This is a genomic window from Nocardioides sp. (genome assembly GCF_041913365.1).
GTDB lineage: Bacteria > Actinomycetota > Actinomycetes > Propionibacteriales > Nocardioidaceae > Nocardioides.
The window spans coordinates 392,258-407,652 of record NZ_JAYSFM010000001.1; the positions used below are offsets into that span (position 1 = coordinate 392,258).

14 protein-coding genes and 3 tRNA genes are annotated in these 15,395 nt (G+C 70.5%); 11 read left to right on the forward strand and 6 right to left on the reverse strand.

Annotated elements, in window-relative coordinates; all coding sequences use genetic code 11:
• Nucleotides 1–300, reverse strand: a complete 300-nt coding sequence (locus ACE3QY_RS01995) for a helix-turn-helix domain-containing protein (RefSeq protein ID WP_374454330.1) — start codon at nucleotides 298–300, stop codon at nucleotides 1–3.
• A 61-nt stretch (nucleotides 301–361) separates the two neighbouring features.
• Nucleotides 362–856 carry a hemerythrin domain-containing protein gene (locus ACE3QY_RS02000; protein ID WP_374454331.1) on the reverse strand — a complete coding sequence of 165 codons (495 nt, stop codon included), beginning with the start codon at nucleotides 854–856 and terminating at the stop codon, nucleotides 362–364.
• Nucleotides 857–1,005: 149 nt separating this feature from the next.
• On the opposite strand from ACE3QY_RS02000, the gene ACE3QY_RS02005 reads away from it, so the two are divergent.
• Genes ACE3QY_RS02005 through ACE3QY_RS02015 form a run of 3 tightly spaced genes read left to right on the forward strand, consistent with a single transcriptional unit; the run spans nucleotide 1,006 to nucleotide 3,782 of the window.
• On the forward strand, nucleotides 1,006–1,356 hold the full coding sequence (locus tag ACE3QY_RS02005; protein ID WP_310249315.1) for a hypothetical protein: 351 nt from the start codon (nucleotides 1,006–1,008) through the stop codon (nucleotides 1,354–1,356).
• Complete coding sequence (locus ACE3QY_RS02010; protein WP_374454332.1) at nucleotides 1,356–3,122, forward strand: M91 family zinc metallopeptidase; 1,767 nt, start codon at nucleotides 1,356–1,358, stop codon at nucleotides 3,120–3,122. The genes ACE3QY_RS02005 and ACE3QY_RS02010 overlap by 1 nt, the downstream gene beginning before the upstream one ends.
• 21 nt (nucleotides 3,123–3,143) lie before the next feature.
• On the forward strand, nucleotides 3,144–3,782 hold the full coding sequence (locus tag ACE3QY_RS02015; protein ID WP_374454333.1) for a hypothetical protein: 639 nt from the start codon (nucleotides 3,144–3,146) through the stop codon (nucleotides 3,780–3,782).
• 176 nt (nucleotides 3,783–3,958) lie between these two features.
• On the opposite strand, the gene ACE3QY_RS02020 is transcribed toward ACE3QY_RS02015, so the two are convergent.
• Nucleotides 3,959–4,031, reverse strand: a tRNA-Arg gene (locus ACE3QY_RS02020).
• A 202-nt stretch (nucleotides 4,032–4,233) separates the two neighbouring features.
• Between ACE3QY_RS02020 and ACE3QY_RS02025 the strand changes: the two genes are divergently transcribed.
• The 6 genes from ACE3QY_RS02025 (at nucleotide 4,234) to ACE3QY_RS02050 (ending at nucleotide 13,232) form a co-directional block, all read left to right on the forward strand.
• The gene (locus ACE3QY_RS02025) at nucleotides 4,234–6,072 is read left to right on the forward strand and encodes a phosphoenolpyruvate carboxykinase (GTP) (RefSeq protein ID WP_374454334.1); all 1,839 of its coding nucleotides are present in this window, start codon (nucleotides 4,234–4,236) and stop codon (nucleotides 6,070–6,072) included.
• Nucleotides 6,073–6,110: 38 nt separating this feature from the next.
• On the forward strand, nucleotides 6,111–8,363 hold the full coding sequence (locus ACE3QY_RS02030) for a putative bifunctional diguanylate cyclase/phosphodiesterase (protein ID WP_374454335.1): 2,253 nt from the start codon (nucleotides 6,111–6,113) through the stop codon (nucleotides 8,361–8,363).
• Between the two features lie 48 nt (nucleotides 8,364–8,411).
• Nucleotides 8,412–9,839 (forward strand): glycosyltransferase, encoded by a 1,428-nt coding sequence (locus ACE3QY_RS02035; RefSeq protein ID WP_374454336.1) that lies wholly within the window; start codon nucleotides 8,412–8,414, stop codon nucleotides 9,837–9,839.
• Nucleotide 9,840: 1 nt separating this feature from the next.
• Nucleotides 9,841–10,128: a hypothetical protein gene (locus ACE3QY_RS02040; protein ID WP_374454337.1), complete on the forward strand. Its 288-nt coding sequence runs from the start codon at nucleotides 9,841–9,843 to the stop codon at nucleotides 10,126–10,128.
• A gap of 127 nt (nucleotides 10,129–10,255) precedes the next feature.
• The gene (locus tag ACE3QY_RS02045; RefSeq protein ID WP_374454338.1) at nucleotides 10,256–12,091 is read left to right on the forward strand and encodes a phosphoenolpyruvate carboxykinase (GTP); all 1,836 of its coding nucleotides are present in this window, start codon (nucleotides 10,256–10,258) and stop codon (nucleotides 12,089–12,091) included.
• Between the two features lie 130 nt (nucleotides 12,092–12,221).
• The gene (locus ACE3QY_RS02050; RefSeq protein WP_374454339.1) at nucleotides 12,222–13,232 is read left to right on the forward strand and encodes a TrmB family transcriptional regulator; all 1,011 of its coding nucleotides are present in this window, start codon (nucleotides 12,222–12,224) and stop codon (nucleotides 13,230–13,232) included.
• 161 nt (nucleotides 13,233–13,393) lie between these two features.
• On the opposite strand, the gene ACE3QY_RS02055 is transcribed toward ACE3QY_RS02050, so the two are convergent.
• The 3 genes from ACE3QY_RS02055 to ACE3QY_RS02065 all read right to left on the reverse strand — a co-directional run bounded on the left by ACE3QY_RS02055 (nucleotide 13,394) and on the right by ACE3QY_RS02065 (nucleotide 14,309).
• Nucleotides 13,394–13,525, reverse strand: coding sequence for a hypothetical protein (locus ACE3QY_RS02055; protein ID WP_374454340.1), 132 nt, complete (start codon nucleotides 13,523–13,525; stop codon nucleotides 13,394–13,396).
• A 168-nt stretch (nucleotides 13,526–13,693) separates the two neighbouring features.
• Nucleotides 13,694–13,784 (reverse strand) — tRNA-Ser (locus ACE3QY_RS02060).
• 63 nt (nucleotides 13,785–13,847) lie between these two features.
• Complete coding sequence (locus tag ACE3QY_RS02065) at nucleotides 13,848–14,309, reverse strand: hypothetical protein (RefSeq protein ID WP_374454341.1); 462 nt, start codon at nucleotides 14,307–14,309, stop codon at nucleotides 13,848–13,850.
• 101 nt (nucleotides 14,310–14,410) lie between these two features.
• Here ACE3QY_RS02065 and ACE3QY_RS02070 point away from each other — a divergent pair.
• A tRNA-Ser gene (locus ACE3QY_RS02070) sits at nucleotides 14,411–14,495 on the forward strand.
• A 28-nt stretch (nucleotides 14,496–14,523) separates the two neighbouring features.
• The gene (locus tag ACE3QY_RS02075; protein ID WP_374454342.1) at nucleotides 14,524–15,390 is read left to right on the forward strand and encodes an AAA family ATPase; all 867 of its coding nucleotides are present in this window, start codon (nucleotides 14,524–14,526) and stop codon (nucleotides 15,388–15,390) included.
• Nucleotides 15,391–15,395: the final 5 nt, after the last annotated feature.

Sequence of the window (15,395 nt, forward strand, 5' to 3'; positions counted from 1 at the left end):
TCAGGCGGCGAGGGCGAGCGCCTTGGGACGCGACGCGCGGGAGGCGAGCTCGCGCACGTCCAGCTCGAGTGCCCCGGCGATCGCCTGGAGCATCTCCGACGACGGGTCCTTGAGCCCCCGCTCGACCTCGGAGAGGTACTGCATCGAGACCCCGGCCCGATGCGCGACGTCGAGGAGCCGCTCACCGCGCTCCTTGCGCTCGCGGTGCAGCTCACGGCCGACGAGCTCGCGCCACAGCGGCTCGGGTGCCTCGACTGGATGGTCCGCTGCCCGCTCGGGGAACCTCACGATCTCGCCCATGCTCCGACGGTAGCCAGCCGGGCGCCGGCCGGCCTACGCGTTCCGCTCACAGCAGAACGAGTCAGAGGCCGAGCCCCAGCAGGCCGAGCGGCTCGGTCATCTCGGTCTCCTCGTAGGCGAAGTGCGACTCGAGGTCGTGGCGCAGCTCCGCGACGGCGTCGATGAGCTCGGGCACACGCGACGGATCAGAGTGCACCGAGACGGCGAGATCGTCGACCCGCTCGAGGTGCTCGTGGACGACGAGGTGCTCCTCGGCGAGCCGCGTCGCGACCGGTGCGTACGCCGTCAGGGTGGCCACGGCCGGGAACATGCTCTGGTCCTCGATCGTGTGGTGCATGGTCAGGAACCGGCAGACCTGGCGGCACAGGCCGGACACCTGCTGCGCGGACAGGTCCGGACCGAGGCGGTGCAGGCTCTCTCGTACGTCGGCCACGTCGCCCTCGCCGTCCCGGAGCGCCACGGCTGCCCGGGTGAGCTCTGCCAGCTGCCCGCGGAAGTGGTCGTGGACCATCCGGAGGTGGTCGCCGGCCATCCGCTGGCGCGGCGTCAGCTCCACGGACCCGGCGACGCGCGGACGCGTGAGTCGTCGATCGGCGGCACGGCGCCGAGCCTACGGCGGTGAGTCGAGGGCGGCGCGCGGGTTTGGCGTACCTCGCTCGCGGGCACCACAGCAGTCAGACACCCGAGCCGACGGACGGAGCAACCATGCAGGTCACACCGGAGGACTTGTGCGGCCTCGCCGACACCTGCCTGGCCGAGTCCCGCGAGCTCAACACCGGCTGGAGCGGCCAGGCGGCTGCGCTGCAGGTCGACTCGGGAGCGGCCGGCAACTCGTCCGGTGGGCCCGGCTTCGTCGCCGCGCACACCTCGACGCTGGACGCCGGGGACGTCGCCATCGGGCGGCTCGCGGCCGTGCTCGAGGCCGACATGGACGACCTCTACACCTGTGCGTTCGACATCTCCGCCCAGGACGAGGAGGCGGCCCGCGTCAGTCGCGCCACCGCTGCCGAGGTCACCGACAACCCGTTGCTCCGCGTGATCCTGGGGGTGAAGTGATGGGACAGGGGATCTGGGAGCTCGCCGAGCAGGCCGCCGACCTCGAGACGGCGGCCAACGGCTGGGACGACGTGGCCGGTGCGTTGACCGGCTCCGGCGACACCGTCAACGCCAAGGCCGGTGCGGTGATGGCGGCAGGCTGGGAGGGCAGGACGGCCGAGTCGTTCGACTCCCACCGACGCCAGCTGGTCGCCTCGCTGGACACGGCCGGCGACGTGGCGCGCGCCGTGGCGGAGGTCCTGCGTGACGGTGCGGGCGTGGTCCGCATCGCCCAGGCCCACCTGGACAACTCGTGGGCCTCGGTGTCCGGCATCCGCCACATCGGCTTCGGCAGCTGGGTGCAGTTCTTCCCCGAGGACGAGGCCGAGGAGGAGCGCATCCGGCGCGCCGAGGCCGACGCCCAGGACATCCGGTCCGACGTCGACGCGCAGCTGGCCCGGGGCTCGGCGTCGCTCCAGGCCCTCCGGGCGCAGTGGGACGACATCGCCTCCACCTGGGAGAGCGTCGCCGACGGCAGCGCCGACGGCTTCGACGTGCCCGAGGAGAGCAGCGAGCCCGGGATCATCCACAACGGTGACCAGACGATCGTCAACACCGGCGACGGCGACGACACCGTCACGGTGTGGACCAACCCCGACACGGGCGTGACCTTCGTGATCGTCAACGGCGTGCCCTACCGCGTGCCTCCGGGCCAGGAGGTCGTGGTCCGCACGGGCGACGGCAACGACACGATCACCGTCCAGAGCAGCGACGACGTACGCGTCACGGTGGCGGGCGGCGAGGACGACGACGTCGTGCGCGACCGCTCCGACGGCGACAACACCCACGTGGGTGGCGACGGACGCGACAGCATCGACGCCGGTGGGGGCGACAACTACGTCTCCGGCGGTGCCGACCGTGACTACCTCGACGGCCAGGGCGGCGACGACGACGTCTACGGCGGCCACGGCGACGACACGGCCTACGGCGGCGACGGTGACGACACGGTCTCCGGTGGCGAGGGCAAGGACTACCTCGAGGGCGCCGAGGGCGCCGACTCGGTCATCGGCGGCGACGGTGACGACACGGTCTCGGGTGGCCGCGGCGACGACACGCTCGTCGGCGGCGCCGGCAACGACGTCCACTACGCCGGTCGCGGCGACGACACGACCTACGGCGGCTCCGGGAGCGACACGTCGTACGCCGAGGACGGCGACACCGACGCCGACGACGTCGAGACGCAGACCACGGTCAACATCCAGCTCGACGACCTCTCCGACTTCATCAAGATCGAGGGGTCGCCCGAGTTCGTGGCCCGGGTGCGGGCCGACCTCGACCTGCTCGCCGCGTCGCCCACCGGGCAGCAGATGCTCGCGGCGCTCCAGGACGAGCACGACAACTCCGGCTTCCTCGGCATCAACCGTGACACGGTGACGATCCGGGAGCTCACCGAGGACAACAACTACGCCCACGGCGACGGGACGATCGAGTACAACCCGCACCGCCAGGGCGGCGGCGAGGGCCGCCCGCCCATCGCCGGGCTCTACCACGAGATGGCGCACATCTACGACTTCTTCAGCGAGAACTTCGACGACACCGACTACAACGGTGACGACGTGGTGGACCACGGGGTCAACCAGGGTGAGCGGACGGCCGTCGGGCTGACCGTCGACCACGACCACGACCCGAGCACGCCGGAGATCGTCGACCCCGACCACCCGGTGGAGCTCACCGAGAACGGGTTGCGTGATGAGATCGGCTGGGAAGACCGTGAGAGCTACAACTGAGCCACCGACCGAGGGAGCAGGATGAGGATGCGCGCCGGTGCGCTCGTGATCGGCCTGGCCGCGGCGCTCGCCGCGTGCAGCGCACCGACCGGCTCCACGGGGCCGGACGACGCGGGTGAGCCCAGTGGCCCCTCGACGGCGACCCCGACCGTCGAGGCGCCCGACGTCGACTTCACCGCCACCCTCACCCCGGGCGGCGACGAGCTGGTGGTCGAGTGGTCCCTGCGCAACCGGTCCGCCGACGAGGTGCTCGTCACCAACCGCGTGCCCGACAGCTACGGACGACTCTCCGACCGACCCGACACGGCCTACGTCGTGGCAGCGTCCGACGGCGGCACCGAGATCGCCAAGCGCGTCTTCCCCGTCTCGTCCGACGCCGGAGGCGACGGGCTCCCGTGGATCGGGGTGACGCCCCTTCCTCCCGGCGAGACCCTCGAGGAGACGCTGCGCGTGCCGCTGCCGTTGGCGGCGTACGCGCCGCCGACCGTCGACGCCGGCGAGGTGCCGGCCTCCGGCCCCGTCGTCTTCTGCGTCGGCGTCCTCGTCGGCCGGGACCCGAGCTGGGGCTTCCACGACGTCGACGGGGTCACGACGGTCAACCACGGCCGCTCAGGTGCCGGGCAGGTCACGTTCTGCTCGGACCCGGTCGAGGTGGGTTGACCGGCCGCTGCGCGGGCGGAATGCAGGAACGGCCCCGGCTCGATGCCGGGGCCGTTCGATCTGCGCGCCTGGTCCCGCTCGCTGGCGCTCGCGAGCAGGCGCTTGCTCGCCGTCAACGAGAAGAACCCCACCGGGGTGAAGCGTTCCGGTGGGGTTCTTCTCGCTGAGACTCGCTGCGCGCCTGTAGGGATTCGAACCCCAAACCTTCTGATCCGTAGTCAGATGCTCTATCCGTTGAGCTACAGGCGCATGTCGTTCGCACCAGTGGCGCGAGGACCTGACGAGGATAGCCGACACCACGTGGGCGGGTGAAATCAGGGAGCACCCGGGACCTTCGGGCGTCCCGGCGCACTCGGGACTTCCGGCCCGGTGGGAGCGCCCGAGGTGTGCCCTATGGTGCAGGCACCAGACCGTAGGAGGCGGGGGTCCCGCCGCACGAGGAGGCAGCGCGATGGCAGATCTCGAGGCAGTCCTGGACGAAGCCGGGCTGACGAACCCCCGGGTCCGTGAGTTCGTGAAGGAGTACGCCGAGCTCACCGGCGCCGAGCACGTCGAGGTGGTCAACGCCTCCGACGACGCCCGGCTCCTGGAGGAGGCCGTGGCAGCCGGGGAGCTGCAGCGGGCGGGCGAGGGTCGCTACTACTCGCGCAGCTACTACAAGGACACCGCCCGCTCGGAGGAGCGCACCATCGTCGCCACCAACGACGAGAAGGACCGCGGCGTCTACAACAACTGGCGCCCGGCCTCGGAGATGAAGCCGATGCTGCACGACCGGATGCGCGGCGCGTCCGAGGGCAAGACGATGTACGTCATCCCCTACCTGATGTCGCCCCCCGGCAACGAGCTCGCCCCATGGGCCGCCGGCGTCGAGCTCACCGACACCCGCACCGTCGTGCTCCACATGATCCGGATGTCGCGCGTGGGCGTGCAGTTCGTCAACGACCTCGAGGACCCGGACTCCTTCGTCCGCGCCGTCCACGTGACCGGCGACCTGGAGAACCTCGGGCAGGGCACCCCCGACGACCAGCGCTACTTCGTGACCGTCGCCGACGAGCGCACCATCTTGCACTTCGGGTCGTCGTACGGCGGCAACGCGCTGCTGGGCAAGATCGCCCACGGCCTGCGGCAGGGGGCGTACGACGGGTGGGCGAGCAGGAAGTTCCTCGCCGAGCAGTACATGCTCATCGGCATCCACGACAAGGAGACGGGGCAGACCTACCACGTCTGCGGCGGCTTCCCGAGCGCCTCCGGCAAGACCAACCTGGCGATGATGGCCGCCCCCGACGCGCTCGGCGAGCGCTACCACGTCTCCTTCTACGGCGACGACATCGCATGGCTGTGGGTCGACGAGGAGACCGGCCGGCTGATGGGGATGAACCCCGAGTACGGCGTCTTCGGCGTCGCCAAGGACACCAACGAGAAGACCAACCCCAACGCGCTCCACTCGATCAACGAGGGATCCCAGGCGATCTTCACCAACGTCGCCTACAACCCGACCACGGGTGAGGTGTGGTGGGAGGGCAAGACCCCCAAGCCGCCGACCGACGTGAAGGGATGGCTCGACTGGACCGGTGCACCGCTCGCGGACCGCAAGCCCGACGACAGCGCCAACTGGGCCCACCCCAACAGCCGCTTCACCACGACGCTGGCCAACGTGCCCAACATCGCCCCCGACTACGACAACGCCGCGGGCGTGCCGATCGACGCGATCATCTTCGGCGGCCGCACCCGCGACCGTGAGCCGCTGATCCGCGCGATCACCGACCTGGCCGAGGGCGTGTACGACGGCCTGACGCTGGGCGCCGAGGCAACCTTCGCCGCCGAGGGCGTCGAAGGCCAGCTGCGCTACGACCCGATGTCCAACCGGCCGTTCATGGCCTACGGCGAGGGCGACTACGCCCGCCACTACCTCGACGTGGTGGGAGCGGCGAAGGAGCAGCCGATCTTCGCGCACGTCAACTGGTTCCAGAAGGACCCGGAGGACGGCCACTTCCTGTGGCCCGGCTACCGCGACAACCTCCGCCCGCTGCTCTGGCTCCTCCAGCTCAAGAACGGCGAGGTCAGCGGCCGCCGCACGGCCGTGGGCATCCTGCCGACCGAGGAGGAGCTCGACCTCGACGGCGTGGACATCGCACCCGAGGACCTCGAGCGCATCCTCACCATCGACAAGGAGCGTTGGCAGCAGGAGATGGGCTTCCGCGACGAGCACCTCTCCCAGTTCGAGCGGATGCCCGAGGAGATCTGGGAGGCCCACCGCCGCGTCGCGGCCGACCTGGAGAACGAGCAGTAACGCACCGGCGTCGCACCCGACTGGTCTAGTCTGGTCGGGTGCGACGACCCGCCTCGGAGACCCGCGCTGCGGGGGCGTCGTACGCCGACCTGCGGCGGGGTTCGCCCCGCCTGGCGCTGCCGTTCGCGTTGGTGGCGCTCCTGGCCCTGGTGACCGTCGCCCTCCCGCCCTACGAGCGACCGTGGTGGGTGACGGTCCTGGCTGCGATCAGCCTGGTCCCCGTCGCCGTCGTCTTCTTCCTCGCCCAGCGGCGCTCCGAGCGGTCGTGGCTCGATCCCCTCGCCGCCTACCTGCTCTTCCCCTTCGCGGCCCTCGTCCACGACGCCGCGGGAGCCGGCACCGGCGGGTCGTCGTCGGGGATGACCGTCATCCTCGTGCTCCCGATCCTCTGGCTCGCGATCACCGGGACACCCCCGCAGCTGTGGGTGGCCAGCGCCTTGGCGATCCTCACCTTCGCCATCCCGATCGTCGTCGTCGGCGAGCCGAGCTACCCCTTCGGCGACTGGCGCCGCGCGGTGGTGTGGGCGGCGATCGCGCTGGTGCTCGCCCCCGTCCTGCAACGCATCGTCCGCGACCTCGAGCGGCAGACGCGCCGGGCCCGCGTGGCCAACGAGCGGGTCGAGCGCCTCTTCGACGACGCCCCCCACGGGGTCGCGCTCCTCGACCTCGAGGGACAGATCATCCGGGTCAACGTCTCCATGGCGGTCCTCGTGGGTCTCGACCCCCCGGAGATGGTGGGCCACCAGCTCAGCGCCTTCGAGACGCCCGGCGAGACCCAGATCGAGGACCACGTCAGCCGGGTCGTGGCGCGGCCCGGAGACACCTTCGAGACCGAGTGCAGCTTCCGCGACTCCGGTGGCAACGACGTCAGCGTGGCGCTCAGCAGCATCGTCGTCGGCGACCGCGGCATGGGCGAGGTCGTGATGGTCAACGTCGTCGACATCTCCGACCGCCGCCGCTACCTCGACCGGCTCTCCCACCTCGCCGACCACGACGTCCTCACCGGGCTGGCCAACCGGCGACGCTTCGAGACCGAGCTGCACCGCCACCTCGACCGCTGCGGCCGCATCGGGGCCACGGGCGCGCTCCTCCTGCTCGACCTCGACAACTTCAAGCAGGTCAACGACACGCTGGGCCACAACGCCGGCGACCAGCTGCTGATCACCATCGCCGGCCTGCTGCGGCGCTCGATCCGCAGCTCGGACCTGGTGGCCCGGCTCGGCGGCGACGAGTTCGCCGTCCTGCTCACCGACGGCGACCAGGCCGCCGCCGAGCGGGTCGCCCGACTCGTGGTCGACCGGATCCGTGACCACGCCGCCACGCTCGACGGCGTGGCCCGGCGCGTGACGGCGAGCGTCGGGGCCGTCACCTTCCGGGCCGCCTCCGAGCACGCCGCCGACATCCTGGCGCTGGCCGACATGACGATGTACGACGCCAAGGAGGCCGGCCGCAACCAGGTCGCCGTGCTCCCAGAGGGCGACGAGCGCGGCCCGCGCACCGCCGCCCGGCTGCACTGGCAGAGCCGGATCGAGGGAGCCCTGGAGAACGACCGCTTCGAGCTCCACCTCCAGCCGATCATGAACATCGCGACCGGGCGGATCAGCTCCGCCGAGGTGCTGCTGCGGCTGCGCGACGAGGACGAGCTGGTGCCGCCCTCGCGCTTCGTCTACATCGCCGAGCGCGTGGGCCTGATGCCCCAGGTGGACGCCTGGGTGGTCGACAAGAGCATGGAGATGCTGGCGCGGATCCGGGCGGAGCACGACCCGGAGTTCGAGCTCGAGGTCAACCTCTCGGGCCACTCCATCGGCAACCCCGAGATCGAGCAGGCGATCGTCACCTCGCTGGCCACCCACGGCGTCGACCCGGCGGCCCTCATCCTGGAGATCACCGAGACGGCGGCCGTGGCCGACGTCGCCATGGCGCGCGACTTCGCCGCCCGGATGACCGACCTCGGGTGCGCGTTCGCCCTCGACGACTTCGGTGCCGGCTTCGGCTCCTTCTACTACCTCAAGCACCTCTTCTTCGACTACGTCAAGATCGACGGGGAGTTCGTCGCCCACGTCCCGGACTCGCCGGTGGACCGCACGATCATGCGCTCGATCGTCGGCATCGCCCGCGACCTCGGCAAGCGGACGGTCGCCGAGTTCGTCTCGGAGCCGGAGATCCTCGAGGTGTGTCGTGAGGAGGGCGTCGACTTCGCGCAGGGCTACCTGATCGGCAAGCCTGTGCCCTACGACGAGTTCGTGCGCGAGTTCTTGCCATCCGTGGTCGAGGCGGCGCCGAAGGACTGAGCGGGCGAGGCGTGCTCGCCCACTGGTGGACAAGGAGACTCGGGACGGATGCAGTGGCTGCAACGCTCGGTGGGACTGGCCATCATCGGCTCGGCGGCGCTGGGGGCGACCGCTCTGTGGGTCGCCGTCGCCTCCGGTGACCCCGAGGCCGGCCGGGCACCGTCCGAGGGCGTGCTCTTCGGCATCTGGAAGGTCTTCTACGACACCGAGATGCCCGCGCCCCGGATCCTCCTGGCCGCGGTCGGCGTCGCCTTCCTGCTGGCCGCCGGTGTCGCCGGGATCGAGCGGCGGCTCCTCACGCGGGCCCGAAGGAGCGAGGACAGCGGCCGGATGCCGCTCGCGCCCAAGCTGGTGATGTCCGAGACCCGCGGCGTGTACGCCGGTCCGGTGACGATCACCGTGCTCATCCCGGCCCACAACGAGGAGGGCTGTATCGCCGAGACCCTCCGGTCACTTCTGTCGCAGTCGATGCCCCCGGCCCGCATCGTGGTCGTGGCCGACAACTGCACCGACGGCACCGTCCGGCTGGCCCGTGAGGCCGGGGTCGACGTCTTCGAGACGGTGGACAACACGCACAAGAAGGCCGGCGGCCTCAACCAGGCGCTGGCCGAGGTCCTCCCGGGCCAGGGCGACAACGACTGCGTGATGATCATGGACGCCGACACCACCCTCGACGACGGCTTCCTCGAGGGCGCGGCCAACCGGCTCACCTGGGACCGCGCGCTGATGGCCGTCGGCGGCCTGTTCTACGGCGAGGACGGCTTCGGGCTCATCGGTCAGTTCCAGCGCAACGAGTACACCCGCTACCAGCGTGACCTGCGGCGCCGGCGTGGCCGCGTCTTCGTGCTCACCGGCACCGCCTCGGTCTTCCGGCCGCGGGCGCTGCGCGCCGTGGCCGAGGAGCGCGGCAAGATCCTCCCCGGCGTGCCGGGCGACGTCTACGACACGGTCGCGCTGACCGAGGACAACGAGCTGACCATCGCGCTGAAGACCCTCGGCGCCCTGATGATCTCGCCGAGCGAGTGCACCGTGGTGACCGAGGTGATGCCCAACTGGCGCGGCCTCTGGGCCCAGCGGCTGCGCTGGCAGCGCGGCGCCCTGGAGAACCTCGGCGCGTACGGCCTTCGCCCGCAGACCTTCCGCTACTGGATGCAGCAGCTCGGCATCGGCTACGGCGTGATCGCGCTCGGGGCCTACCTCTCGCTGATCATCCTGATGGTCCTGGCCACCTCGAACTGGGTGTGGTTCCCGTTCTGGATCGGCATCGGCCTCGTCTTCACCCTCGAGCGGGTGGTGACGGTCTGGCGCGGCGGCTGGAAGGCCCGGCTCCTGGGGCTCTCACTCTTCCCGGAGCTCTTCTACGCGATGTTCCTCAACGTGGTCTACCTCAAGGGCATCTGGGACCTCTCGCTGGCCAAGCAGGCCGACTGGAAGCACGTCGTCCAGGGCGACTCCGGCGCCAAGGTGGGGAGCTGACATGTCCCTGGCACCCGCCGTCGTCCCGATGGGCGTCCTGCTCCCCGACAGCATCCTGAAGAACCAGTTCATCGCCGTGCTGGCGGCCTTCGTCGCGATCAACACGATCGTCTACGTCGCGCTCGCGGTGGCCAAGATCCTCCCGAAGTTCTACCTCCGCGACTGGCTCGCGTCCCGCAACCGGCGCGCCGAGACCCGCAGCATCCACCCGGACGCAGCCGTCGGCGGACCCGCCGGAGGCTCCCTGGGCGAGCGCCTGGCCCAGCCGCACCGGCGTACGCGGGAGTAGCGAGAGCCAGGTCACAGGTCTGTGATCGATCCAATATGTGCGTGCATTCACAAGGGCTAGCGTCCCCGCAAGTCGCCGACAACGAGGCCGCGCGAACCAGACGCTCCGCACGCTGAAGGAAACGCTCATGACCGCAACGATCGACACCCAGACGACACCTCCCACCACGCATCAGGGCATCCTGGCCTGGGTCACCGAGGTCGCCGAGCTCACCCAGCCCGACTCGATCCACTGGTGCTCAGGGTCCGACGAGGAGTGGGCGCAGCTGACCGCCTCCCTCGAGGCCACCGGCACCTTCACGCGCCTCGACCCCGAGGTCATGCCCAACTCGTTCCACGCGGCCTCCGACCCCACGGACGTCGCCCGCGTCGAGGACCGCACCTACATCTGCTCGGTCGACGAGCGCGACGCCGGACCCACCAACAACTGGATGGCGCCGGAGAAGATGAAGGAGCTCATGCGCGGGCTCTACGCCGGCTGCATGCGCGGACGCACGATGTACGTCATCCCGTTCGTGATGGGCCACGTCGACGCCGAGAAGCCGATGTTCGGCATCGAGCTCACCGACTCGGCGTACGTCACCGTCTCCATGCGCGTGATGGCCCGCATGGGCACCGAGGTCCTCACCCGCATCGAGGAGCTCGAGGCCGCCGGCGAGGACCCGCAGTGGGTGCCCGCCCTCCACTCCGTCGGCATGCCGCTCGAGCCGGGCCAGGCCGACGTCGCGTGGCCGTGCAACGACACCAAGTACATCGTCCAGTTCCCCGAGGAGCGGATGATCTGGAGCTTCGGCTCGGGCTACGGCGGCAACGCCCTGCTCGGCAAGAAGTGCTACGCGCTGCGCATCGCCTCGGTCATGGCGCGCGACGAGGGCTGGCTCGCCGAGCACATGCTCATCCTCAAGCTGACCTCCCCCCAGGGCGTCACCAAGTACGTCGCCGCGGCCTTCCCGAGCGCGTGCGGCAAGACCAACCTGGCGATGCTCAAGCCGACCATCCCGGGCTGGAAGGTCGAGGCCATCGGCGACGACATCGCGTGGATGCGCGTCGGCGAGGACGGCCGCCTGTGGGCCGTGAACCCCGAGTTCGGCTTCTTCGGCGTCGCGCCCGGCACCAACGAGCACACCAACCCGCACGCCATGGAGACCATCCGCAAGGGCAACTCGGTCTTCACCAACGTCGCCCTCACCGAGGACGGCAACGTGTGGTGGGAGGGCCTGGAGAACCCGCCGGCCCGCGCCACGAGCTGGAAGGGCGAGCCGTGGACGCCGGACAGCGACGAGCTGTCCAGCCACGCCAACAGCCGCTACTGCACCCCGATCAAGCAGTGCTCGATCCTCGCCGACGAGTACGACGACCCGCGCGGCGTGCCGATCGACGCGATCCTCTTCGGCGGCCGCCGCAAGACGACCATCCCGCTGGTGGCCGAGGCGCGCGACTGGAACCACGGCACCTTCATGGGCGCCACGCTGTCCTCCGAGACCACCGCCGCCGCCGTCGGCGCCGTCGGTGTGGTGCGCCGCGACCCGATGGCGATGCTGCCGTTCATCGGCTACAACGCCGGCGACTACTTCGGCCACTGGGTCAACGTCGGCAAGGACAACGACGCCGCCAAGCTGCCGAAGATCTTCTACGTCAACTGGTTCCGCCGCGGCGACGACGGTGACTTCCTGTGGCCGGGCTTCGGCGAGAACAGCCGCGTGCTGAAGTGGGTCATCGAGCGCATCGACGGTCAGGCCGCCGCGGTCGAGACCCCGATCGGCCACGTCCCGGCCCCGGGCTCGCTCGACGTCGACGGCCTGGGCCTCACCGAGGAGCAGCTCACGCAGGCCCTCGCGGTCGACGTCGAGGAGTGGAAGGCCGAGATCCCGCAGATCGAGGAGTGGTTCGAGAAGTTCGGCGACGACCTGCCGGCCGTCCTCTGGAGCGAGCTCGACACCCTCAAGGCGCGTCTCGGCGCCTGACCGGCCGCACAGCCGCCGCCGACCCGTCCCCGGACCACCCGGGGGCGGGTCGGGCCCATTTCGTCCGGGGGCCGTTGGGGGCGGTGTGGCACGATCCTCCCACCGGGATCGGGGAACTGGGAGGTGAGTCATGCCCTTGGGCCAGCACGAGCGCAACGTGTTCGAGGAACACGCCACGCCTCTCTACGAGGAGATCGTGACCTCCGGGGGTGTGAGCGCCGCCGACGAGCGCATCGTCAAGGGCGGCGACCTGCACGAGGCCTTCGGCATCCTCGTGGAGGTCGGGCTCGTGGTGAAGACCGAGGACGGCACCAGCTGGCACGCGGTGGACCCCGCAGCCGTGCAGGCGCAGGTGGTGGCCCCGCTGGGCCAGCAGGGTGCCGAGCTCATCGCGGAGTCGGCGCACTGGGCGCAGGCCTTCAGTGCGCTCTCGCAGGCGTGGCGTCGCTCGCCGAGCGCTGTCGGCGGCCCCTTCGCCGAGATCCGCGGCATCGCCACGATCGGCACCTTCCTCACCTCGCTGGTCGGCGACGCGCAGGAGGAGGTGCTCACCGCGCAGCCGCAGTACCGCCGCGGGATCAAGCAGCTCAACGAGTCCGTCGCCCACGAGATCGCCGCCCTCAAGCGCGGCGTCACGATCCGCACGCTCTACCAGCACGCGGCACGTCGCGGCGCCGACACCCGCAAGTACGTCGCCGCGGTGACCGCGGCCGGCGCCGAGGTGCGCACGCTGGACGAGTTCTTCAACCGCCTGATCGTGGTCGACCGGCGCACGGCCATCATCCCCAGCCACGAGGGCACGGACGCGGCCATGGTGATCAGCGACCGCTCGCTCGTCAGCTACCTGGTCGACATGTTCGAGCGCCACTGGGAGCGCGCCCGCCCGTTCACCAGCAGCGAGACCTCCCTCATGCGTGACATCGCCACCGAGCAGCGCGCCATGACGATCCGCATGCTCCTGGAGGGTCGCGCCGACCCGGCCGGCGCCAAGCGCCTCGGCGTCAGCCCGCGGACGTACGCCGGCTACGTCGCAGACCTGAAGAACGAGTTCGAGGTGGAGACGCGCTTCCAGCTCGGCTACGAGATGGGCAAGCGGGGCATCTCCGGCCGCGAGACCGACGAGACGGGCGCCGCGACCTAGCAGTCGAGCCCGGGAAAAGGTCGAGGGCAGCAACCGGAGGTTGCTGCCCTCGAGAGCTGAAGCTGGCCTGTGGGGGAGGCCTTCGGACCAGGACTCGTGGGGGGTTGAGAGGGTCCGTGCCTCAGCTCTTCACTGCGTGCCCATCATGGCACGCTGCGTCCTCAGTGAGGTGCCTTGGTCTTGCCCCACGTGATGTCGAGAGCACTGGCTGGCGCGGCGATGCCCGCTCCGGCGATTCCGAGCCCGAGCACGGCCACGAGGGCAGCGGCGGCGATGCGGCGTACAGGGGTCATGAATTCTTCACCTCGATGATCGTCACAGGGGATGACCTCCTCATTCTCCCCCAGGCAGTACTGACGCGTAACTCGGATCAGACTGCAGGTCTGTGCATTGCAGGTTCTTGCAGAAGTCGGCCCAGGATGCGTTTCGGCCCCCTTCCTGGCGGAAGGGGGCCGATGGCGCGGAGGCGGAGGGATTTGAACCCTCGATGGGGTTTTAGCCCCAAACCCGCTTAGCAGGCGGGCGCCATAGACCGGACTAGGCGACGCCTCCATGCCCGACCAGCGCCGGGCGCACAGAAGGTTACAAGGCCGACGCCGCTCGCGCCGAATCAGGTCACAACTTGCGGAGCCCGTGCCCCTGCTGGAGGTGCGCCTGGACGTCGCGGACGAACGCCTCGCGGTCCACGGCGAGCATCTCGACCGGGATCGTGGTGGTGCGGCCGTCGCGCAGTCGCAGCACGACGACGGGGGAGTCGGCGACGGTCGTGGTGACCGCGTCCTCGACGTCCTTCCAGCGGCCCGACGCCGCGCCGACGCCGCGGACCCACTGCACGCGGTAGCCCTCGGGGGTGAGCCGGGCGATCCACCCCTTCTCCCGCCACAGCCACCAGGCCCAGCCCAGGACGAGCGCGGTGAGGACCACGGGCACCAGCAGGAAGACCGTGTGCAGGTCGATCACCGCGATGGCGAGCGTGCACAGGAGGATCAGCACCGCGACCGCCACCAGCACCAGCCCCAGCAGGCGCGCGGCGACCGCTGGCGCGAGGCGGTAGACGGTGGCGTTCTCGTTCGTCACGCACCGATTTTCCCACGCAGCCCCCGCGCCCGCCGCGCCCGGGTCGCGCCCGTGCAGCGTTGGGTAGAGTCCCGCGGTGTGCGGCGCGCAGCGTCGGACGAGGAGGGGTGCCGGAGCGGCCGATCGGAACCGCCTTGAAAGCGGTCGTAGGGAGACCTACCGCGGGTTCGAATCCCGCCCCCTCTGCTCAATCTTCACGGATAGGCTCGCGGGCGTGACCTGGTTCTCCTCCGCCGACGACGCGACCGCCCGGCTGCGTGCGACCGGCTACCTGACCGACGACGCGACGGCGCTGACGGCGTACCTCGCGGGTGCGCTGGAGAAGCCGCTGCTGGTCGAGGGGCCGGCGGGTGTCGGCAAGACGGAGCTGGCCAAGGCGGTCGCCCGGGCGACGGGTGCGGAGCTGGTGCGGCTGCAGTGCTACGAGGGCCTCGACGAGGCGCGGGCGCTCTACGAGTGGAACTACAAGAAGCAGCTGCTGCGCATCCAGGCGTCCCAGAGCGACGCGAGCTGGAGCGAGACCCACGACGACATCTTCACCGAGGAGTTCCTGCTCACCCGGCCGCTGCTGAGCGCCATCCGTCGCGACGAGCCGACGGTGCTGCTCGTCGACGAGGTCGACAAGACCGACGTCGAGGTGGAGGGGCTGCTGCTGGAGGTGCTGAGCGACTTCCAGGTGACGATCCCCGAGCTCGGCACGGTGACCGCGACGCGGCGCCCGTTCGTGGTGCTGACGTCCAACGCCAGCCGCGAGCTGTCCGAGGCGGTCAAGCGCCGCTGCCTGTTCCTGCACCTCGACTACCCCGACGCCGACCGCGAGCGCGCGATCGTGACGAGCCAGGTCCCCGGCCTGGACGACAAGGTCGCTGCGCAGCTCGTCGACGTCGTCGTACGCCTGCGCGAGCTCGAGCTGAAGAAGGCGCCCTCGATCGCGGAGTCGGTCGACTGGGCGCGCACCCTCGTGGCCCTCCAGATCGGCGACCTCGACGAGGCCACCGTCGCGCGCACGCTCGGCGTCGTGCTCAAGCACGCCTCCGACCAGCAGCGGGCGATCAAGGAGCTGAAGCTGGCCGTGGGATGAGCGTC

Excerpts from the sequence above, each read along its gene's own strand:
- ACE3QY_RS01995 (WP_374454330.1), bottom strand. The coding sequence starts at position 300 with ATGGGCGAGATCGTGAGGTTCCCCGAGCGGGCAGCGGACCATCCAGTC.
- ACE3QY_RS02005 (WP_310249315.1), top strand. The coding sequence starts at position 1,006 with ATGCAGGTCACACCGGAGGACTTGTGCGGCCTCGCCGACACCTGCCTG.
- ACE3QY_RS02010 (WP_374454332.1), top strand. The coding sequence starts at position 1,356 with ATGGGACAGGGGATCTGGGAGCTCGCCGAGCAGGCCGCCGACCTCGAG.
- ACE3QY_RS02015 (WP_374454333.1), top strand. The coding sequence starts at position 3,144 with ATGAGGATGCGCGCCGGTGCGCTCGTGATCGGCCTGGCCGCGGCGCTC.
- ACE3QY_RS02025 (WP_374454334.1), top strand. The coding sequence starts at position 4,234 with ATGGCAGATCTCGAGGCAGTCCTGGACGAAGCCGGGCTGACGAACCCC.
- ACE3QY_RS02035 (WP_374454336.1), top strand. The coding sequence starts at position 8,412 with ATGCAGTGGCTGCAACGCTCGGTGGGACTGGCCATCATCGGCTCGGCG.
- ACE3QY_RS02040 (WP_374454337.1), top strand. The coding sequence starts at position 9,841 with ATGTCCCTGGCACCCGCCGTCGTCCCGATGGGCGTCCTGCTCCCCGAC.
- ACE3QY_RS02045 (WP_374454338.1), top strand. The coding sequence starts at position 10,256 with ATGACCGCAACGATCGACACCCAGACGACACCTCCCACCACGCATCAG.
- ACE3QY_RS02050 (WP_374454339.1), top strand. The coding sequence starts at position 12,222 with ATGCCCTTGGGCCAGCACGAGCGCAACGTGTTCGAGGAACACGCCACG.
- ACE3QY_RS02055 (WP_374454340.1), bottom strand. The coding sequence starts at position 13,525 with ATGACCCCTGTACGCCGCATCGCCGCCGCTGCCCTCGTGGCCGTGCTC.